Consider the following 16,955-nt stretch of genomic DNA (forward strand, 5'->3'; position numbering starts at 1 on the left):
AAAAAGCTTGTCCGGTCTATGCTGGAGAAGGCCAAGCGGCGTATTCGACCTGTCTCGGCGGTCATTTGGAATAGCCAGGGTTTGCGAACCTGATGGTGCAGCATTCACCAATTCGGGGCCGCGCGGCGCCGTTTTCGCGCGCCACGCTGCCGCATCGACCGCACTCGCTCGTGCTGCGCCTGGCCGGAATGCGCAATAGCGATTACTGGCAGCCTCTGCCGGCAAACCGGCGAGGACAGATGGCGAGCGGGCACCGCGCATCACAATGCCGTGCAGCCCGGCAAGCGGCCTTTCCATACGCTGAACCCCGGCATGTATGTGAAGAACGGGTACCCGCAACTGCTGTTCGGCACGCAAGGCGCGGACGGTCAGCCGCAAACGCTGGCCGCGATTCTCACGCGGCTGATCGACTACGGCATGGATCCGTTGAGCGCCCTCGCCCGCCCGCGTTTTCTGCTCGGCAAGACCTTCTCCGACACGCGCGATGCGTTGAAGCTCGAAGCGGACGCCGGCGCCGACGTGTTCGCGGCACTCGCCGCGCGCGGCCATGAAGTGAGCGCGATTGCGGCGCAGAGTCCGTTGGCGGGACATCCTGGCGTGATTCGCATCGAGCCGGACGGGTCGGCTTCGGGCGCGCACGATCCGCGCAGCGATGGGCGTGCGCTTGTGGCTTGATGGGCGGTGATGCCGGGTTATCCGAGCCGCCACGTCACCCAAGCGTGAACCGGTCGCGCGTCGTTATGTAGTCGCTCGCGCCGAAGCGCCCCACCGGAAAATAATGTTGCAGGCGCACGCGCCACGTTTCCGTATCGATCAACTCGTCGCGCGCGTGCAACCGGTGCACACGTCCAATGAAAATCTGCCGGCTCGTCGTCTCCAGCGTCTCCCACGTCGTGCACTCGAACGCGACCGGCGCTTCCGCAATGCGTGGTGGCGCAACGTGCGAACTCGGCACGGGCGTCAAGCCGACTTCGGCGAGTTCGCTCACGTTCGGCGGCAGCCGTTCTCCACAGCGGTGCATTTTGTCCGCGATAGCTTCGTCCGCGAGATGCACCACGAATTCGCCGGTCCGCATGATATTCACCGCCGTATCCTTCAGCGTGCCGTCGGCCACGCGGTTGACGCTGATCATCACGATCGGCGGTTCCTCGCCGAGCATGTTGAACATCGAGAATGGTGCCGCGTTGATGGTGCCGTCGGCGCCGAGCGTGGTGACGAGCGCGATAGGACGCGGCACGATCAGGCTCGCCATCAGCTTGTAGCGCTGGTATTCGGTGATCGCTGCGAAATCGATTTCCATGTTGGCTGCCTAGTTAGGAGTGGCGGATGCGGTAATGCCGAGCAATTGGCCCAGACTCTTTTCGCCGCGCATCCGCGAGGTTTCGATCCGTTCTTCGAGGTCGCGCAAATGCGCTTCCATATGCGCCATCGCGCCGGCCGCGTCACGCGCCTCGATGCAATCGACAATCGCCGCATGCTCCGCGTGTTCGCACGGTGCATGCCCCGGCGGTTCGTACACGCCCACGATCAGCGAACAACGCGAGACCAGTTCCTTCAGATAGTTTTGCAGAATCGAATTACCCGCCAGCGCGGCGATGCGCATGTGAAAGCCACTCGCGAGCGTCGCCCACGAAGGCTGGTCGAAGCGGTGCATCGCTTCATGTTCGCTCGCGAGCTGCTGACGCAACGCCTTGATATCCGTGGCGTTCGCGCGCTGCACGGCCAACTCCACCAGCATCCTTTCGACGGAGCGGCGCGCTTCGAAGATCTCGCGCGTTTCCTCGGGCGTGGGTTCGGCGATCACCGCACCCTTGTTAGGCCGCAATACGACAATGCCGTCATACGCGAGCTTTTCCAGCACGCGCCGCACCACCGCGCGGCCCACGCCGAACAGCTGGCATAACTCAGGCTCCGGCAGCTTCGTGCCCGGCGTCAGACGATGATTCAGCACGCCGTCGAAAATGGACTGATAGATGCGCGCGTCGAGATCCGCATCGTCTTTGCGGGCTTTTTTTGCGGTAGCCGCGCCGGCTTTCGCGTTCATGCAACGGCCGGGCGCACAATGCCGTCCCGCTCCAGTTCGTCCATATGATTCGCTATAGCGCCCGGCGTGGTGATCCACACGTCGCCTCGGGCGCGTGCCGCGGCGATATGCTGAAGCGCGCGGCGCAAATGCCGCAGGCGATACGGCTGTCCCACCAGATACGGATGCAACGCGATGCCCATGACGAGCGCCTGAGGCCGCGTGCCGCGATTGGCCTGTTCGAGCATCTCGTCGAACTGGTCGATGATCATATCGGCGAAGGCGCGGCCATCCATATGTCGGCCCACCATCATCGGCAGATCGTTGAGTTCTTGGGGATACGGTATCGACCACAGCGGCGCGCCGCGCGTGGCCATCCGCACAGGGCGATCGTCGTGACACCAGTTCAGCGTGTAGCGATAGCCGGTCTCGGCGAGCAGATCCGGCGTCAGATGGGACTCCGAAATCCACGGCGAAAGCCAGCCTTGCGGTGTCGTGCCGGACACTTCGACAATCCGCTCGCGGCAGTGCAGAAGCAGCTCGCGTTCGCCGTTTTCGTCCAGATCGCTTTGCCGGTGCGCATTCGTGTGGCCGTGACCGATCAGTTCGTCGCCGCGCGCCACGCAGGCCTCGATCAGTTCGGGACAGTGATCGTAGAGCGCGGTGTTGATCAGCGTGCCGGCCGGCAGATCGAGTTGATCGAACAGTTCGATGCAGCGCCACGCGCCGACCCGATTGCCGTACTCCCGCCAGCTGTGGTTGAGCACATCCGGCTGCGGCGAAATCGGGCCGAGCGCGGCGCCCAGCCCTTCGCCGAAAGCAAAGTGTTCGATGTTGAAGCCCAGATAGACCGCGAGCCCGGCGTCGCCCGGCCAGCGGAATGCGTCGCTGTCGGTGATCGGCCGGTACGCAAAGCGGCCGTGCGTGGCGAGCAACTGGCGCGCGCGGTTCGCTGCTGCGGGCATGTTCCGTGTGTCGTTCATTTGATAAAGCCGTGGGTGATGAAACGCGACGCAGTGCCTCATGGATGAACCGGATTGGCCGGATCATGCCCCGGGACGGACCGAAGACGCACCGTGATCGCGCAAGAACAAACGCCTGAATCGCTAACGATCGATGCTGCGGATCGTTTGCAAAATATGAGCCAACTCGTAGACGTTAAGCACAACGGTATGTCGGCAATCGGCGCACCGTTCGGTGCAACGGATGGCACATGTCTTGCATTTGCTTGGTTTCGTTCGGACGCAGCGTCAGTTTTCGCGCGCCCCGCTCTTCGCCGTTCACGAGGACGCCTCCTGATGATTCAGCCTGTTTCAACGGTGCTCGAAACCCAAGCCGCCGACATCGAACTGGTGCACGTGTCGAAGCAATATGGCGACTCGCTTGCCGTCGACGCAATCGATCTGCGCATTGCCGGCGGCCAGTACTGCTGTCTGCTCGGGCCGTCGGGATGCGGCAAGACTTCGACCTTGCGCATGATCGCCGGGCATGAATCCGTCACCGAAGGCGACATTCTGATCGCCGGCCGCAACGTGACGCGCGCGGAGCCCGCCGCGCGCGGCACGGCTATGGTGTTCCAGAACTATGCGCTGTTCCCGCATCTGAGCGCGCTCGACAACGTCGCGTTCAGCCTGAAGATGCGCGGCATCGCCAAAGATGTGCGGCGCAAGCGCGCCGCCGGGTTGCTGGAACTGGTCGCCATGTCGGCGTATGCCGAACGCAAGCCGGCGCAGCTTTCCGGCGGCCAGCAGCAACGTGTCGCGCTCGCGCGCGCGTTGCTGAATCAGCCAGGCTGCCTGCTGCTCGACGAACCGCTGTCCGCGCTCGACCCGTTCCTGCGCGTGCAGATGCGCGCCGAACTCAAGCGCTGGCAGAAGGAACTCGGCATTACCTTCGTGCACGTCACGCATTCGCAGGAAGAAGCAATGGCGCTGGCGGATCTCGTCGTGGTGATGAGCCACGGCCGCATCGAGCAGAGCGGCACGCCGCACGAGGTCTTCAACCGTCCGCGCACCGAATTCGTGGCGCGCTTTCTCGGTGGGCATAACGTATTCAGAACCAATGGCCGCTTGTTTACCGTGCGCGCCGATCATCTGCGCATCGTGCCGCATGGCGTCACGCCGGTACAGAACGCCGGCGGCGACAACGGTATGACGCGCATTGGCGGCGTGCCTTGCACGGTGCGCGAGGCCGAATACCAGGGCACCCATCTGCGCATGACGCTCGATCCGCTCGACGGCTCGCCCGAGTTGATCTCGCTCGTGAGCGACGGTGACTACGACCCCGCACGGCTCGGCCCCGAAGCTCGCGTGGTGGTCTGGTGGAACGAACAGGACGCGCATCCGCTCGCGGCCTGAGTTGCGATGAAGTTTGCGCATTGAAGCAGCACCGCATCGCCGCGCACGAAACTTCCAGCAAGCAAAAACCGAACGTCAATCGAACGTCAACTGAGGAGAAAGCAATGAGTGAAGCGAACGAGAGCCCGGCACCGGCCGCAGCGGATGGGAAGGAAAAAGGCCTGTCGCGCCGCACGTTCATCAAGGGCGCGGTCGCGGCAGCCGGTATCGCCGGTTTTCCGTACGTGCACGCGCAGGAAAAAATCACGTTGCGCTACCTCGGCACGGCGGTCAATCAGAGCGCCGACATCGCGAAGAAATTCAAGGAAGACACCGGCATCGAGATTCAATACGTGCCGGTGACGACTGACGACGTCGCCAAACGCATCATCACCCAGCCCAACTCGTTCGACATTGTCGACACCGAATACTTCGCGCTCAAGAAGCTGATTCCGGCCGGCACGCTGGCAGGCATGGACGTGAAGCGCATCAAGCTCGCCGACAGGATCACGCCGGTGCTCACGCGCGGCGAAGTCAACGGCAAGAAGATCGGCGATCAAGGCACCGCGCCGAAGAAAGTGATGTTCCTGACCGGTGCGCGCTCCACGCAATTCTCCGCCACGCCGACCGAGTGGATGACGCTGATTCCCACCACGTACAACGCGGATACGCTCGGCATCCGGCCCGATCTGATCAAGCGGCCCATCGACAGTTGGGCGGAACTGCTCAATCCGCAGTTCAAGGGCAAGGCGGCGCTGCTGAACATTCCCGCGATCGGCATCATGGATTCGGCGATGGCGATCGAGGCAATGGGCCACGTGAAATACGGCGACAAAGGCAACATGACCAAGGCCGAGATCGATCAGACCATCAAGATCCTGATCGAAGCGAAACGCGCCGGCCAGTTCCGCGCGTTCTGGAAAGACTTCAACGAAAGCGTGAACCTGATGGCCTCGGGCGAAGTGGTGATCCAGTCCATGTGGTCGCCCGCCGTCACGAAAGTCCGCACAATGGGGATCGCCTGCAAATTCCAGCCGCTCAAGGAAGGCTATCGTTCGTGGGCATCGGGTTTCGGTTTCCCGCGTTCGCTGCAAGGCAGGAAGCTCGACGCGGCGTATGAGTTCGTCAACTGGTTCCAGGACGGCTGGGCGGGCGCGTATCTGATGCGTCAGGGCTATTACCCGGGCGTGCTCGACACCGCGAAGACGCACATGCAGCCCTACGAATGGGACTACTGGATCGAAGGCAAGCCGGCCGCGCAGGACATCAAGGCGCCGGACGGCCAGTTGCTCGAAAAAGCCGGCACCGTGCGCGACGGCGGCTCGTACAACCAGCGCATGGGCGCGATTGCCTGCTGGAACGCGGTGATGGACGAGAACATCTACATGGTCCAGAAGTGGAACGAGTTCATCGCGGCCTGATGGATACGGTGGTCAACGCCGCGGTCGAAGCCACGGTTCGACGTGACAGCCGGCGCCCGGCGCGCCGGCTGTCACCCTCTGTCTGAACGCAAAGTCATTCCTTAGAAATCCGCCTATGGCAACGATCGACCTTCCCTCGCACGCGCAGGACGAGCCCGTCAAGCACCGCCGCGCGCCGGCATGGTTGCAGGCGACGCCGCTCTCGCTGACCTTCCTGCTGTTTTTCATCGTGCCGCTGGTCATTACGCTGATCGTCAGTTTCTGGGATTTCAACGAATACCAGATCATCCCCGCGTTCACGTTGAAAAACTACGCGGCGATCTTCAACGGCTGTTCGTCCATGACAGACATCTGCGTCACCTTCGAGACCTACTGGTCGACGCTCAAGTTATGCGCGATCGTGTGGGCGGTGACTTTGCTGCTGGGTTTTTCGATCGCCTATTTCCTCGCGTTCCATGTGCGCACCACGAGCATGCAGACCGTGCTGTTCCTCGTCTGCACGATTCCGTTCTGGACTTCGAACGTGATCCGCATGATTTCGTGGATGCCGCTGCTCGGGCGCAACGGTCTCGTCAATCAGGCGCTGCTCGGCGCGCACCTGATCGACCAGCCGCTGGAATGGCTGCTGTACTCGAACTTTTCGGTGGTGCTCGCGTTCGTTCACCTTTACACGTTCTTCATGATCGTACCGATCTTCAACGCGATGATGCGCATCGACCGGTCGCTGCTCGAAGCCGCGCGCGACGCCGGCGCGAGCGGCTGGCAGGTAGTGCGCGACGTGGTGCTGCCGCTGTCGAAAACCGGCATCGTGATCGGCTCGATCTTCGTCATCACGATCGTGATGGGCGACTTCCTGACGGTCGGCGTGATGGGCGGCCAGCAGATCGCGTCGGTGGGCAAGATCATTCAGGTGCAAACCGGTTACCTGCAATTTCCCGCCGCGGCGGCCAATGCGATCATTCTGCTCGCCGTGGTGCTGATGATCGTGTGGGGTTTGACGCGCGTCGTGGACATTCGCAAGGAGCTATGAAGATGCAGGCCATTCGCGTCAAACATCGCGAGCATCGGCCAGCGAGTTTCTACTGGCTCGCGCTGCTGTTCGGCCTGTTCGTGCTGTTTCTGTACGGACCGGTGATCACCATTTTCATTCTGTCGTTTCAGGGCCCCGAAGGCGGCCTCACGTTTCCGATGCGCGGCGTGTCGCTGCACTGGTTCTCGGTACTGCGCGACGGTGTGGGCGACGTCGATATCTGGGCCGCGTTCGGCCGCTCCGTGCGGCTCGCCGTGGCCGTGACGGTGCTGACGGTGCTGTTTTCCGTCGCGGCGGGCCTCGCGTTTCGCAGAAAGTTTCGCGGCGATACGGCGGTGTTCTACGTCTGCGTTGCGAGTCTGATCATGCCGTCCATTATCGTTTCGCTCGGCATCGGCCTGACGTTCCGCCTGCTGGATAACGGCGTGAAGTACCTCGCCTCCGCGTGGGGCCATCAGTCTTTCGCCGATACCTACACCACCTCGATGGGCCTCTTCACGTCCGCGCTCGGCGCGCATCTCACGTGGACGCTGCCGTTCGGTTTGCTGGTCATGTTCGCGGTGTTCAATCGCTTCAACCCGGCTTACGAGGAAGCGTCGCGCGATCTGGGCGCAACGCCGTGGCAGAGCTTCCGGTACGTGGTGCTGCCGATCATCGGTCCTTCGGTGGTGGGTGTCGCCATGTTCGGCTTCACGCTCTCATGGGACGAGATTGCCCGCACCTCGCAGGCAATCGGCGACCAGAATACGTTGCCGCTCGAACTTCAGGGACTCACCACGTCGGTGACTACGCCGGTGATTTACGCGCTCGGCACCATGACGACGGTGTTGTCGCTGACGGTGATGGGCGTGTGTCTGCTCGCCGTGCGATTGCTGGCGCGCCGGCGCGCGGTGGCGGGATTGAAATAGGGGTTGCGCGGCGCCGCGGCGGCCGCGGCGCTTTCCGCGCAAGCATTTCACTCCTGCTGCTAAGAATCGGCCAAATACTTCGTTGCTCGCAGCCGTTCCTGTCCCTTACCGTTCTCTGATTGCGCGTCACGCGCACCCCGTTTCGGAGAACCCATGTCCGCCGTTCAATCGCCAACCCACCCAGAACACCGCATCGCCGACGCCGCGCAACTCTTCGGCGACGATCCGCTGACGCGCCGCTTCGCGCCCGTTTTCGCCCGGATCGCCGAAGGTGCGCTCGAACGCGAGCAACGGCGCGAACTCGCTTACGAGCCAGTGGAATGGCTGCGTGAGGCGGGCTACACCCGGCTGCGCGTACCCAAACGATACGGCGGCGAAGGCATCTCGCTCACGCAATTCTTCGCGCTGGTCACGCGTCTCGGCGAGGCGGACTCGAATCTGCCGCAAATCCTGCGCGCGCATGGCGGCTTTATCGAGGCACTGCTGGAAAACGGCGACGAATCGCTGCGCGAGCGCTGGTTCACGAAGATCGTGCAAGGTCAGATCGTCGGCGGCGCGGTGTCCGAGCGCACCGGCGTCACCAACAACAGCGTGCGTCTCACGCAAACGGATGGCGCATGGTATCTCGACGGCGAAAAGTACTACACCACGGGCACGCTGTACGCGGATTGGGTCGACGTCACCGCGCACGACGGCACGAGCGACGTGCGCGTGCTGGTCGAAACCGGCACGCCGGGCCTCGAACGGATCGACGATTGGGACGGATTCGGGCAACGGCTCACGGGCAGCGGCACGGCGCGCTTCACGCGGGTGCCGGTCTCGCCCGATAACCTCTACCGCCGCTATAACGCCGCCGAGCCGCGTCGCAACAGTCTGCTCACGGCCTACTATCAGGCACTGCATATCGCGAATCTCGCCGGGATCAGCCGCGCGGCGTTGCGCGATGCGGTTGCGTTCACGCAAGCCAGAACCCGGACCTTCGGCGTTCCGGGTGCTTCGAGTCCGCGCGACAATCCGCTCGTGCATCGCGTGGTCGGGCGCCTTGCGAGCCTCGCTTATTCGACGCAAAGCATCAGCACGTCGCTCGCGCGCGCGATCGATGAAGTGTCCGTCGCCCGCGAGGAAGGGCGCACCGGCGAACAGACTTACATTCACCTGGACATCCAGACTTTCCAGGCGCAGCAGATCGTCATCGAGCAGACGTTGCAGGCGGCGACGCTGCTGTTCGAAGTCGGCGGCGCGTCGGCCACCAGCGAAACGCACCGCTTCGATCGCTACTGGCGCAATGCGCGCGTGCTGGCGTCGCACAATCCGGCGATCATTCGCGAGGCCGCGATCGGCGACTTCTATCTGAATGGCAGCGCGCACAGCGAGCGTTTCGGGGTGGCGCGGCAGACGGAGGTGGCCGCGGCAACGCAAGCGGCAACACAAGCGACAACGCAAGCGGCAGCGGCTTAAGGACGCCAGGCCGGCGGCGGAGCGCGCAGTGCGGGCCGCCGCCTTCACCGCCACCTTGATGTGGCACAGTGTCGTCAGGCGCATGCGCTAAGCTTGCGCAACCGAACAGCCCTGACGAGCGACATGAAGAATCTGCCTGCCTACGAGCCTCCGGTCGACGAGAACCAGCTTCTGCTGAAGTGGATCCGCCGCGCGCGCGAATCCCAGATGAGCCATTACGACATGGCGGACCTGCTATCGGCGCGCGACCGCCAGGTCGGCTGGCTCGCCACCGCGTTGACCGCCTTCGTGGGAACGGCGGTGTTCGCCTCCCTGCATGCCACCGCTGTCTCGCCCGAGCTCAGGATCTTCGTGGGCTTCGTGAGCGTGGCGGCCGCGGTCTCCACCGCGCTGCAGACCTTCCTGCGCTACGCCGAACGCGCGGAAAAACACCGCGCCGCCGGCGCGCGCTACGGCGCGGTGCGCCGCAGGCTCGAAGCAGTCTTTGCGGGCGATGCCGATGCGCGTGACGGCCACTATCTCACCGCGATTCGCGACGAGCTCGACCGGCTGGCCGAAGATTCGCCCAACGTGCCGCCGCGCGTTTTCTATCGCACCCAGCGGACGCTGTCCGCGGATACGCCGCGCAGCCGCGACGCCTAGGCGCCCTCACCGGCCGTAAGATCGCCCGCATCGATACCCAGCTCCGCCGCCATGCGGCGCACTACGGTCTGCAGCCGGCTCACTTCGTCGGCGAGGCGCTTCTGTTCGGCCTTGACCGCCTCGAACGCGGACAACGGCACCGCGTCGTCTTCGGCGCCCGGCTGCGCCAGCTCGCTCGCACTCACCTCGCCGCACAGCAGATGCGTCCAGCGGTTCTCGCGCTCGCCCGGCGTGCGCGCGAGTTTCACGACCCGAGGCGGGTCGTTGGCCGCGAGTTCGTCGAGAAACGCCTCGACCGACGAGATATCGGCAAAGCCATGCAGACGCGCGCTGTTCAGGCGCAATTCGGCGGCGGTTTGCGGGCCGCGCAGCAGCAAGGTGGTGAGCAGCGCCGCCGACTGGCTCGGCAAACCCAGCACCCGGTTCATGTTGTGCTCGAAGCGCGGCACGCGGCTGCTGCTGCCTTCCATGACGAGGCTCAGGCGTTTCAAGCCGTCGACGGCGGTCAGCACCTCGGCTTCGGTGGCGTTCATGACCGGCGCGCGGCCGGTTTTCTGGTTGCAGCCCAAGGTCAGCGCGTTGAGCGAAAGCGGATAGCTGTCCGGCACCGTATGCTGCTTTTCGACGAGCACGCCGAGCACGCGCCCTTCAAGCAAGGTCAGCGCGCGGATCGAAGGACGGGAGGAAGTGTCGGGAGTGGAGTTCATGGATGATGTCGCGGTATGAGCCGCCGGGTCTCGTGAATGACGTGCTGACGCGCGTTACCGCTGCACAGCCGGGCGGCGCGTTCTGGTTTGTGGGCACTATGATAAACGGCCGTGGCCGCCGCGGTGGACGAATCTCCGCGGCGGCATGGCGCGCGCGGAGCCATCTGGCACGTGGCGTGCTGCCAGCGGATGTCCTTCACTCATGGAGTCGTTCGATGCCTTTACGCCGCCAGTCGGTCCTGCGCCTGAGCGCCATTTCACTCGTGGTCGGCGCAGTGTGCCTGCTCGGCGCCTGCGCGTTCAGCCCGGCCGGCAAAAGCGGCAACGCGCGCGTGCCCGAGCCCGCGAAACCCGTGGATCCGGGCCGCTATCTCGGCCGATGGTATGAACTGGCGCGCTATGAAAACGGCTTCGAGCGCGATTGCGAAGCCGTCACCGCCGACTACGCCGCGCGCGGCGACGGCCTGATCGACGTCACCAACAGTTGCCGCAAAGGCTCCGTGAACGGGCCGCCGGACGTGGCCAGGGGCCGCGCGAAAGTCGTCGCCGGTTCGGGCAATGCGAAGCTGAAGGTGTCGTTCTTCGGCCCGTTCTTCTTCGGCGACTACTGGGTGCTGGATCATGCGGACGACTATAGCTGGTCGATCGTGGGCGAGCCGAGCGGACGTTATCTGTGGATTCTGACGCGGGAGGCGATACCTGCTGCAAGCGTCAAAGACGGGCTGATCGAGCGGGTTCGCGCACTGGGTTATGACACCTCGATGCTGCGCATGACGAGGCACGAGTGAGCAGCGTCTGCTGGCCAGACGCCGACCAGCTATTGCGTGCCCGCCGCACGGCCCCGTTTTTTTCTGATTGACCATTTTCCATATTCGAGATAATTTCCCGAATATGGAAAACCCACTCCCCGACGACAACGCCATCGACCGCCGCATCGCGCAGCGGTTGCGGGCGCTGCGCGCCGAGCGCAACTGGTCGCTCGACGATCTCGCGAGACTCAGCGGCGTCAGCCGCGCGACGCTCTCTCGCCTCGAAAACGCCGCCGTGAGCCCCACGGCCAGCGTGCTCGGCAAGCTCTGCGTGGCATACGGCCTGCCGATGTCGCGGCTCATGCACATGGTCGAAGAAGACTTCGCGCCGCTCGTGCCGCGCGCCGCCCAGCCGCTGTGGACCGACGCCAGCGTCGGCTTCCGGCGGCGCTCCGTGTCGCCGCCCGCACGCGCGTTGAGCGGCGAAGCGCTGGAATGCGAACTCGACGCCGGCGTGCGCATCACCTACGACGCGTCGCCGCGGCCCGGCCTCGAACATCATCTGATCCTGCTCGAAGGAGAGTTGCGGATCAGCGTGGACGGCCAAAGCCACGACCTGCAACCCGGCGACTGCCTGCGCTATCAGCTGTTCGGCGCGAGCGCTTTCGTGACGCCCGCGCACAGCGGCGCCCGCTACATTCTCTTCATTGTGTGAGCCGGCATGAGCGCGACCACCATCACCGCTTTCTCCGCCGACGACCTCGTGCGTCGGCTTCCCGAACTCGGCGCACTGCTGCATGCCTGTGTGCACGAGGGCGCCAGCGTCGGCTTCGTGATGCCATGCGGCATCGACGAATGTGAAGCGTTCTGGCGCGGCAAAGTGCTGGCTTCGTTGCGTGCCGGCAGCCTGGTGCTGCTGGTTGCGCGTCACGGCGAAGCCATTGCGGGCACCGTGCAGCTGGATTACGACACGATGCCGAATCAGCGGCATCGCGCCGAAGTGCGCAAACTGCTGGTGCATCCGGCTTTACGCCGCCAGGGCATTGCGCGTGCGCTGATGACGGAACTCGAACGCCATGCGCAGGGCTTGCAGCGCAGACTGCTCACGCTCGACACGCGAACCGGCGACCACGCCGAGCCGCTTTATGCCGCACTGGGTTATCGCGCGGCGGGCATGATTCCCGGATATGCGCGTGACACGCATTCCGATAAATTCGATGCGACCACCATCATGTACAAGGCGCTATGAGTGGGGTGTGGATGCGCCGTTGTGCCGTTGTGCCGTTGCACGTCAGGCCGTCCTCGAATACTTGAACGTGCCCTGCGCGCTGGCGATCAGCAGCTTGCCGTCCACCCACGCTTCGCTGCGCGAGAAGAAAATCGAACGGCCGGCGCGCTCCAGAAAACCCTTGGCGGTGACGAGTTCACCGAGTCCCTTGTCCAGATAGTTGGTAGTCAGAGACAGCGTGAAAGCATGCCGCGCTGGAGCACCGACCGGCGCAAAGATTCCCGCATAACCCGCCGACGCATCGAGCAGCGTCGCGATTGCGCCGCCTTGCAGCACGCCCTGGCGATTGAGCTTGCTCGCATCGATCGGCATGACCAGTTCTGCGTAACCGTCGCGCCATTGCGTCAGGCGCACACCGAGCGATTCGAGAAACGGGTTGTCGATCGGAAAGTCGGACATGAGCATGCCTTTGTGTTCATGATGTTCAGAATGAAAGATGCGGGGCGCGCGCCCAACGACGAGCAGTCAGCATACTAGCGTTCATGGCCGGGCGCTGCCCTCGCCGGCGCGGACATACATCTGGCCGCGTGTCTGCCCGGCCGCGTTGCGTGCAATTCACCGAATGACACCGAGTGACACCGAGTGACACCGAGTGACACCGAACGGCACCGAACGGCACCTAATGAGCACGGCCAGCCATACTTCGCCCGCTTCCCCAGCCCGATTGCCCGCACTCAGGCACAATCGTCTCTTCGCCGCGCCTGCGGCCCGACCCTGTGCGTTCCGCTTCCCATCCTGCCTCGATGAGTTCAGCCCCTCCCGCCGACGGCGCGCCCCACTGGCAGCGCAATCTCTATGTCTGTCTGTTCGGCTCGTTCACGACCATCGTCGCGATGACCCTGTTGCTGCCGTTCCTGCCGCTCTATGTTCAGCAGCTCGGCGTGCATCCGGCCGCGGCCGCCGTGCAATGGTCGGGCGTCGCGTTCGGCGCGACGTTCCTCGCCGCCGCGCTGGTGTCGCCGCTGTGGGGGCGCATGGCCGACCGCTACGGACGCAAGCTGATCCTGATTCGCGCGAGCCTCGGCATGGCCGTCGTGATGTCCCTGCTCGGGCTCGCGCAGAATGTCTGGCAACTGGTGGGACTGCGCTTTCTGGCGGGACTCGTCGGCGGCTATGCGTCGGGCGCGACCGTCATGATCGCCACGCAGACGCCGCGTGGACGCACCGGCTGGGCGCTCGGCACGCTGGCCTCGGGCGTGATGGCGGGCAGTCTCGTCGGCCCGCTGGTGGGCGGCGCGCTGCCGCCGCTGATCGGCATCCGCAATACGTTTTTCATTGCGGGGGCGATGATCTTCTGCGCTTTCATTGCGACCACGCTGCTCGTCAAGGAACAACCGGTGGACCGCACACGCGGCAAATCGCACGAGGAGCGGGCGGCCACCGGCTGGGCCACCGTGCCGGACCTGCGCCCCGTGCTGGCCATGCTGTTCACCTCCGGCTTGCTGATGTTCGCCAACATGTCGATCGAGCCGATCATCACCGTGTACGTCGGCCAGCTGGTGCACGACGCGAGACACGTCACGCTCGTGTCGGGCTTCGTGATGTCGGCCTCCGCGCTCGGCAGCGTGCTGGCGGCTTCGCGCGTGGGCCGTCTCGCCGACCGGATCGGCGCGCCCAAAGTGATCGTGGCGTGTCTCAGCGTGTGCGCGGTGCTGCTCGTGCCGCAGGCGTTCGTCACGAGCGGCCTGCAACTGGTGGTGCTGCGCTTTCTGATGGGGCTCGCGCTGGCCGGCCTGTTGCCATGCATTACGAGCGTGATCCGCCACAGCGTGCCCGACCGTTCCGCCGGCTATATCCTCGGCTACGCCACTTCGGCGAACTACACGGGACAGGTCACGGGGCCGCTCGCGGGCGGCTTTGTCGGCGCGCACTTCGGCATGCAGTCGGTGTTTCTCATCACCAGCGCGTTGATGCTATGCGGGGCGCTGTTCAACGGCTGGGTGTTCAGAGGCTCGGGCTCGGGCTCGGGCTCGGGCTCGGCGCGCGGCGGATAAACGCGCCGCAAAAAATCAGCGGCGCGAATCGAGCGCAATGCGCACCGCGAGTCCGGCGAGCACGGTGCCCATCAACCAGCGCTGCACCAGCAGCCACACCGGCCGCCCGGCGAGAAACACGGCAATCGAGCCCGCCATGCTCGCGATCAGCGCATTGACGGTCACGCTGATAACGATCTGCACACAGCCCAGCGCGATCGATTGCGAAAGCACGCTGCCGTGTCCCGGTGAAATGAATTGCGGCAACAGCGACAGGTACATCACCGCGATTTTCGGATTCGCGAGATTGGTGACGAGCCCCATCGTGAAGAGCTTGCGGCGGCTGTCGTGCGGCAGGTCGCGCACCTGGAACGGCGAGCGGCCGCCCGGTTTGACCGCTTGCCATGCCAGATACAGCAGATAGAGCGCGCCGCAGAAACGCAAGGCGTCGTACGCGTACGGCACCGTCAACAGCAGCGCGGTAATGCCGAATGCGGCGCAGAACATGTAGAACACGTAGCCGAGCGCGACGCCGCCGAGCGAAACGAGGCCAGCGCGGCGCCCCTGGCAGAGCGAGCGCGAGATCAGATAGATCATGTTCGGCCCGGGCGTGAGCACCATGCCGAGCGAGACCAGACCGAAGGCGAGCAGCGTTGTGAGGGCGGGCACGGCATTCTCCTCTGCGAATGAAAGTCGGATAGTGCCGCCAAATATAGCCGATGCCGGCGGTTTCAGTCTCGCGGGCGGCCTGAAAGATTCGCATCGCAGTATGAGCGGCATGCATCTTCAGACACGCCGTTCAGACCGCTACTTGTTCGATGCATGGCAGGAAACACTTGCGGCGAATTATTTTGACCGGTATTGTCGAGCCGTTCTGCAATGCAGCGCGGGAGAGATCGTCAGATGTTCGTGACGACGCCGACGGAGCAACCGCCCCGGAAACTCTCAGGCAAAAGGACCGTGCAGCAGGAACATCTGGAGAGCGGCGCATCGGCACAGCTTGTGCGCCCACCGAAGGGGATTCCCCGCACACGGCTCGCATCGGGCCGGCCGCCGCGGAGAAGAAACTCTCAGGTACATGGACAGATGGGGCATCAGCGCCGGTTTCGACACGAAATCGACACCGGTGATGCTCAACTACTCTGGACCATGTCATGTCACGAATCGCCATTATCGGCGCCGGCATTACCGGCGTCACGACCGCTCACGCCCTCGCCCGGCGCGGCCACCACGTCACTGTCTTCGAACGCCATCGCTATGCGGCAATGGAGACCTCGTTCGCCAACGGCGGCCAGTTGTCCGCCAGCAATGCCGAAGTCTGGAACAGCGCCGCCACCGTCATGAAGGGCCTGCGCTGGATGCTCACGCGCGACGCCCCGCTGCTGCTCAATCCCACGCCCACCTGGCACAAATACTCATGGATGGGCGAATTCCTGCGGCAGATTCCGCACTACCGGGCGAACACGGTCGAAACCGTGCGGCTCGCGATTGCCGCGCGCGAGCATCTGTTTTCGATTGCCGAGACCGAGGGCATCGACTTCGATCTGGAGCGGCGCGGCATTCTGCACATCTACAAGACCCGCAAGGAATTCGACGCCGCGAGCAAGGTGAACCAACTGCTGCGCGAAGGCGGCCTCGACCGCAGTCCGGTCACGGCAAGCGAGTTGCATGGCATCGAACCCACGCTGCATGGCGATTTCTACGGCGGATTTTTCACGCCGTCCGATTCGACCGGCGATATTCACAAGTTCACGCGCGGTCTCGCCGAGGCGTGCGTGCGGCATGGCGTCGAGTTTCATTACGACGCGGAGATCACGTCGATCGAGCAGCCTGGCGAGGGCCGCTTTTCGCTGGCGGTCAATCTCGACGGCGAATCGCAGCGGTTTGCGTTCGAGCGGATCGTGGTGTGCGCCGGTGTGAAGAGCCGCGATTTTGCGGCCATGCTGGGCGACCACGTGAACATCTACCCGGTGAAAGGCTATTCGATCACCGTCTGTCTCGACGACGAAATCAGCCAGCAGCGCGCCCCCTGGGTGAGTCTGCTCGACGATAGCGCGAAGATCGTCACGAGCCGGCTGGGCGCGGATCGTTTTCGCGTGGCCGGCACGGCCGAGATCAACGGCTTCAACCGCGATATCCGCTCGGACCGGATCGCGCCGCTGGTGGACTGGACCCGGCGCTATTTCCCCGAGGTATCGACCTCGCGCGTGATTCCCTGGGCGGGCTTGCGGCCGATGCTGCCGAGCATGTTGCCCAAGGTAGGCCGAGGAAAACGGCGTGGCGTGTTCTACAACACCGGGCATGGGCATCTGGGCTGGACCTTGTCGGCCGCAACGGCGCAGGCGCTGGCGGGCGCGATCCAGTAGGCTTGCGGCGGGATTTTTTTGCCGACGGCGCGGCGGATTGGATCGACATCACCG

17 protein-coding genes, 1 pseudogene and 1 riboswitch are annotated in these 16,955 nt (G+C 64.2%); of the genes and pseudogenes, 12 read left to right on the forward strand and 6 right to left on the reverse strand.

Annotated elements, in window-relative coordinates; all coding sequences use genetic code 11:
* Positions 1 to 252: 252 nt before the first annotated feature.
* Positions 253 to 675 (forward strand): annotated as a pseudogene (locus BXE_RS30230) (gamma-glutamyltransferase); the annotation flags it as partial.
* A gap of 34 nt (positions 676 to 709) precedes the next feature.
* Here the strand turns inward: BXE_RS30230 and BXE_RS30235 are convergent.
* The 3 genes from BXE_RS30235 to BXE_RS30245 are packed head-to-tail and all read right to left on the reverse strand — an operon-like array spanning position 710 to position 3,006.
* On the reverse strand, positions 710 to 1,300 hold the full coding sequence (locus tag BXE_RS30235) for a flavin reductase family protein (RefSeq protein WP_011491920.1): 591 nt from the start codon (positions 1,298 to 1,300) through the stop codon (positions 710 to 712).
* Between the two features lie 9 nt (positions 1,301 to 1,309).
* Entirely contained in the window at positions 1,310 to 2,044 is a 735-nt protein-coding gene (locus BXE_RS30240) for a GntR family transcriptional regulator (protein ID WP_011491921.1), read from the reverse strand.
* Entirely contained in the window at positions 2,041 to 3,006 is a 966-nt protein-coding gene (locus BXE_RS30245) for a polysaccharide deacetylase family protein (protein ID WP_011491922.1), read from the reverse strand. Before BXE_RS30245 ends, BXE_RS30240 begins: the two co-directional genes overlap by 4 nt.
* A 315-nt stretch (positions 3,007 to 3,321) precedes the next feature.
* Here BXE_RS30245 and BXE_RS30250 point away from each other — a divergent pair, with 315 nt between their 5' ends.
* The 6 genes from BXE_RS30250 (at position 3,322) to BXE_RS30275 (ending at position 9,818) form a co-directional block, all read left to right on the forward strand.
* A complete protein-coding gene (locus BXE_RS30250; RefSeq protein WP_011491923.1) occupies positions 3,322 to 4,380 on the forward strand; it encodes an ABC transporter ATP-binding protein in 1,059 nt (352 codons plus the stop codon).
* A gap of 104 nt (positions 4,381 to 4,484) precedes the next feature.
* The gene (locus BXE_RS30255; protein ID WP_011491924.1) at positions 4,485 to 5,780 is read left to right on the forward strand and encodes an ABC transporter substrate-binding protein; all 1,296 of its coding nucleotides are present in this window, start codon (positions 4,485 to 4,487) and stop codon (positions 5,778 to 5,780) included.
* A gap of 115 nt (positions 5,781 to 5,895) precedes the next feature.
* A complete protein-coding gene (locus BXE_RS30260) occupies positions 5,896 to 6,810 on the forward strand; it encodes an ABC transporter permease (RefSeq protein ID WP_011491925.1) in 915 nt (304 codons plus the stop codon).
* Between the two features lie 2 nt (positions 6,811 to 6,812).
* On the forward strand, positions 6,813 to 7,718 hold the full coding sequence (locus tag BXE_RS30265) for an ABC transporter permease (protein WP_011491926.1): 906 nt from the start codon (positions 6,813 to 6,815) through the stop codon (positions 7,716 to 7,718).
* A 153-nt stretch (positions 7,719 to 7,871) separates the two neighbouring features.
* The gene (locus tag BXE_RS30270; RefSeq protein WP_011491927.1) at positions 7,872 to 9,176 is read left to right on the forward strand and encodes an acyl-CoA dehydrogenase family protein; all 1,305 of its coding nucleotides are present in this window, start codon (positions 7,872 to 7,874) and stop codon (positions 9,174 to 9,176) included.
* Between the two features lie 123 nt (positions 9,177 to 9,299).
* Positions 9,300 to 9,818 (forward strand): SLATT domain-containing protein, encoded by a 519-nt coding sequence (locus tag BXE_RS30275; protein WP_011491928.1) that lies wholly within the window; start codon positions 9,300 to 9,302, stop codon positions 9,816 to 9,818.
* Here BXE_RS30275 and BXE_RS30280 read toward each other — a convergent pair.
* Entirely contained in the window at positions 9,815 to 10,525 is a 711-nt protein-coding gene (locus BXE_RS30280; protein ID WP_011491929.1) for a YceH family protein, read from the reverse strand. The two genes, BXE_RS30275 and BXE_RS30280, sit on opposite strands and share 4 nt — an antisense overlap.
* Positions 10,526 to 10,740: 215 nt before the next feature.
* On the opposite strand from BXE_RS30280, the gene BXE_RS30285 reads away from it, so the two are divergent.
* The 3 genes from BXE_RS30285 (at position 10,741) to BXE_RS30295 (ending at position 12,523) form a co-directional block, all read left to right on the forward strand.
* Entirely contained in the window at positions 10,741 to 11,313 is a 573-nt protein-coding gene (locus BXE_RS30285; RefSeq protein WP_011491930.1) for a lipocalin family protein, read from the forward strand.
* Between the two features lie 103 nt (positions 11,314 to 11,416).
* Positions 11,417 to 11,989 carry a helix-turn-helix domain-containing protein gene (locus tag BXE_RS30290; RefSeq protein WP_011491931.1) on the forward strand — a complete coding sequence of 191 codons (573 nt, stop codon included), beginning with the start codon at positions 11,417 to 11,419 and terminating at the stop codon, positions 11,987 to 11,989.
* Between the two features lie 6 nt (positions 11,990 to 11,995).
* Complete coding sequence (locus tag BXE_RS30295) at positions 11,996 to 12,523, forward strand: GNAT family N-acetyltransferase (RefSeq protein ID WP_011491932.1); 528 nt, start codon at positions 11,996 to 11,998, stop codon at positions 12,521 to 12,523.
* A gap of 42 nt (positions 12,524 to 12,565) precedes the next feature.
* On the opposite strand, the gene BXE_RS30300 is transcribed toward BXE_RS30295, so the two are convergent.
* A complete protein-coding gene (locus BXE_RS30300) occupies positions 12,566 to 12,961 on the reverse strand; it encodes a PaaI family thioesterase (protein WP_040125331.1) in 396 nt (131 codons plus the stop codon).
* Between the two features lie 344 nt (positions 12,962 to 13,305).
* On the opposite strand from BXE_RS30300, the gene BXE_RS30305 reads away from it, so the two are divergent.
* On the forward strand, positions 13,306 to 14,556 hold the full coding sequence (locus tag BXE_RS30305; RefSeq protein WP_011491934.1) for an MFS transporter: 1,251 nt from the start codon (positions 13,306 to 13,308) through the stop codon (positions 14,554 to 14,556).
* A 15-nt stretch (positions 14,557 to 14,571) separates the two neighbouring features.
* Here BXE_RS30305 and BXE_RS30310 read toward each other — a convergent pair whose 3' ends face one another.
* Positions 14,572 to 15,204 carry a LysE family translocator gene (locus BXE_RS30310; RefSeq protein ID WP_007177352.1) on the reverse strand — a complete coding sequence of 211 codons (633 nt, stop codon included), beginning with the start codon at positions 15,202 to 15,204 and terminating at the stop codon, positions 14,572 to 14,574.
* Between the two features lie 208 nt (positions 15,205 to 15,412).
* Positions 15,413 to 15,506: riboswitch (glycine riboswitch) on the forward strand.
* Positions 15,507 to 15,689: 183 nt separating this feature from the next.
* On the opposite strand from BXE_RS30310, the gene BXE_RS30315 reads away from it, so the two are divergent.
* Positions 15,690 to 16,901 (forward strand): D-amino acid dehydrogenase, encoded by a 1,212-nt coding sequence (locus BXE_RS30315; RefSeq protein ID WP_011491936.1) that lies wholly within the window; start codon positions 15,690 to 15,692, stop codon positions 16,899 to 16,901.
* Positions 16,902 to 16,955 lie beyond the last annotated feature (54 nt).

This window comes from Paraburkholderia xenovorans LB400, assembly GCF_000013645.1.
GTDB lineage: Bacteria > Pseudomonadota > Gammaproteobacteria > Burkholderiales > Burkholderiaceae > Paraburkholderia > Paraburkholderia xenovorans.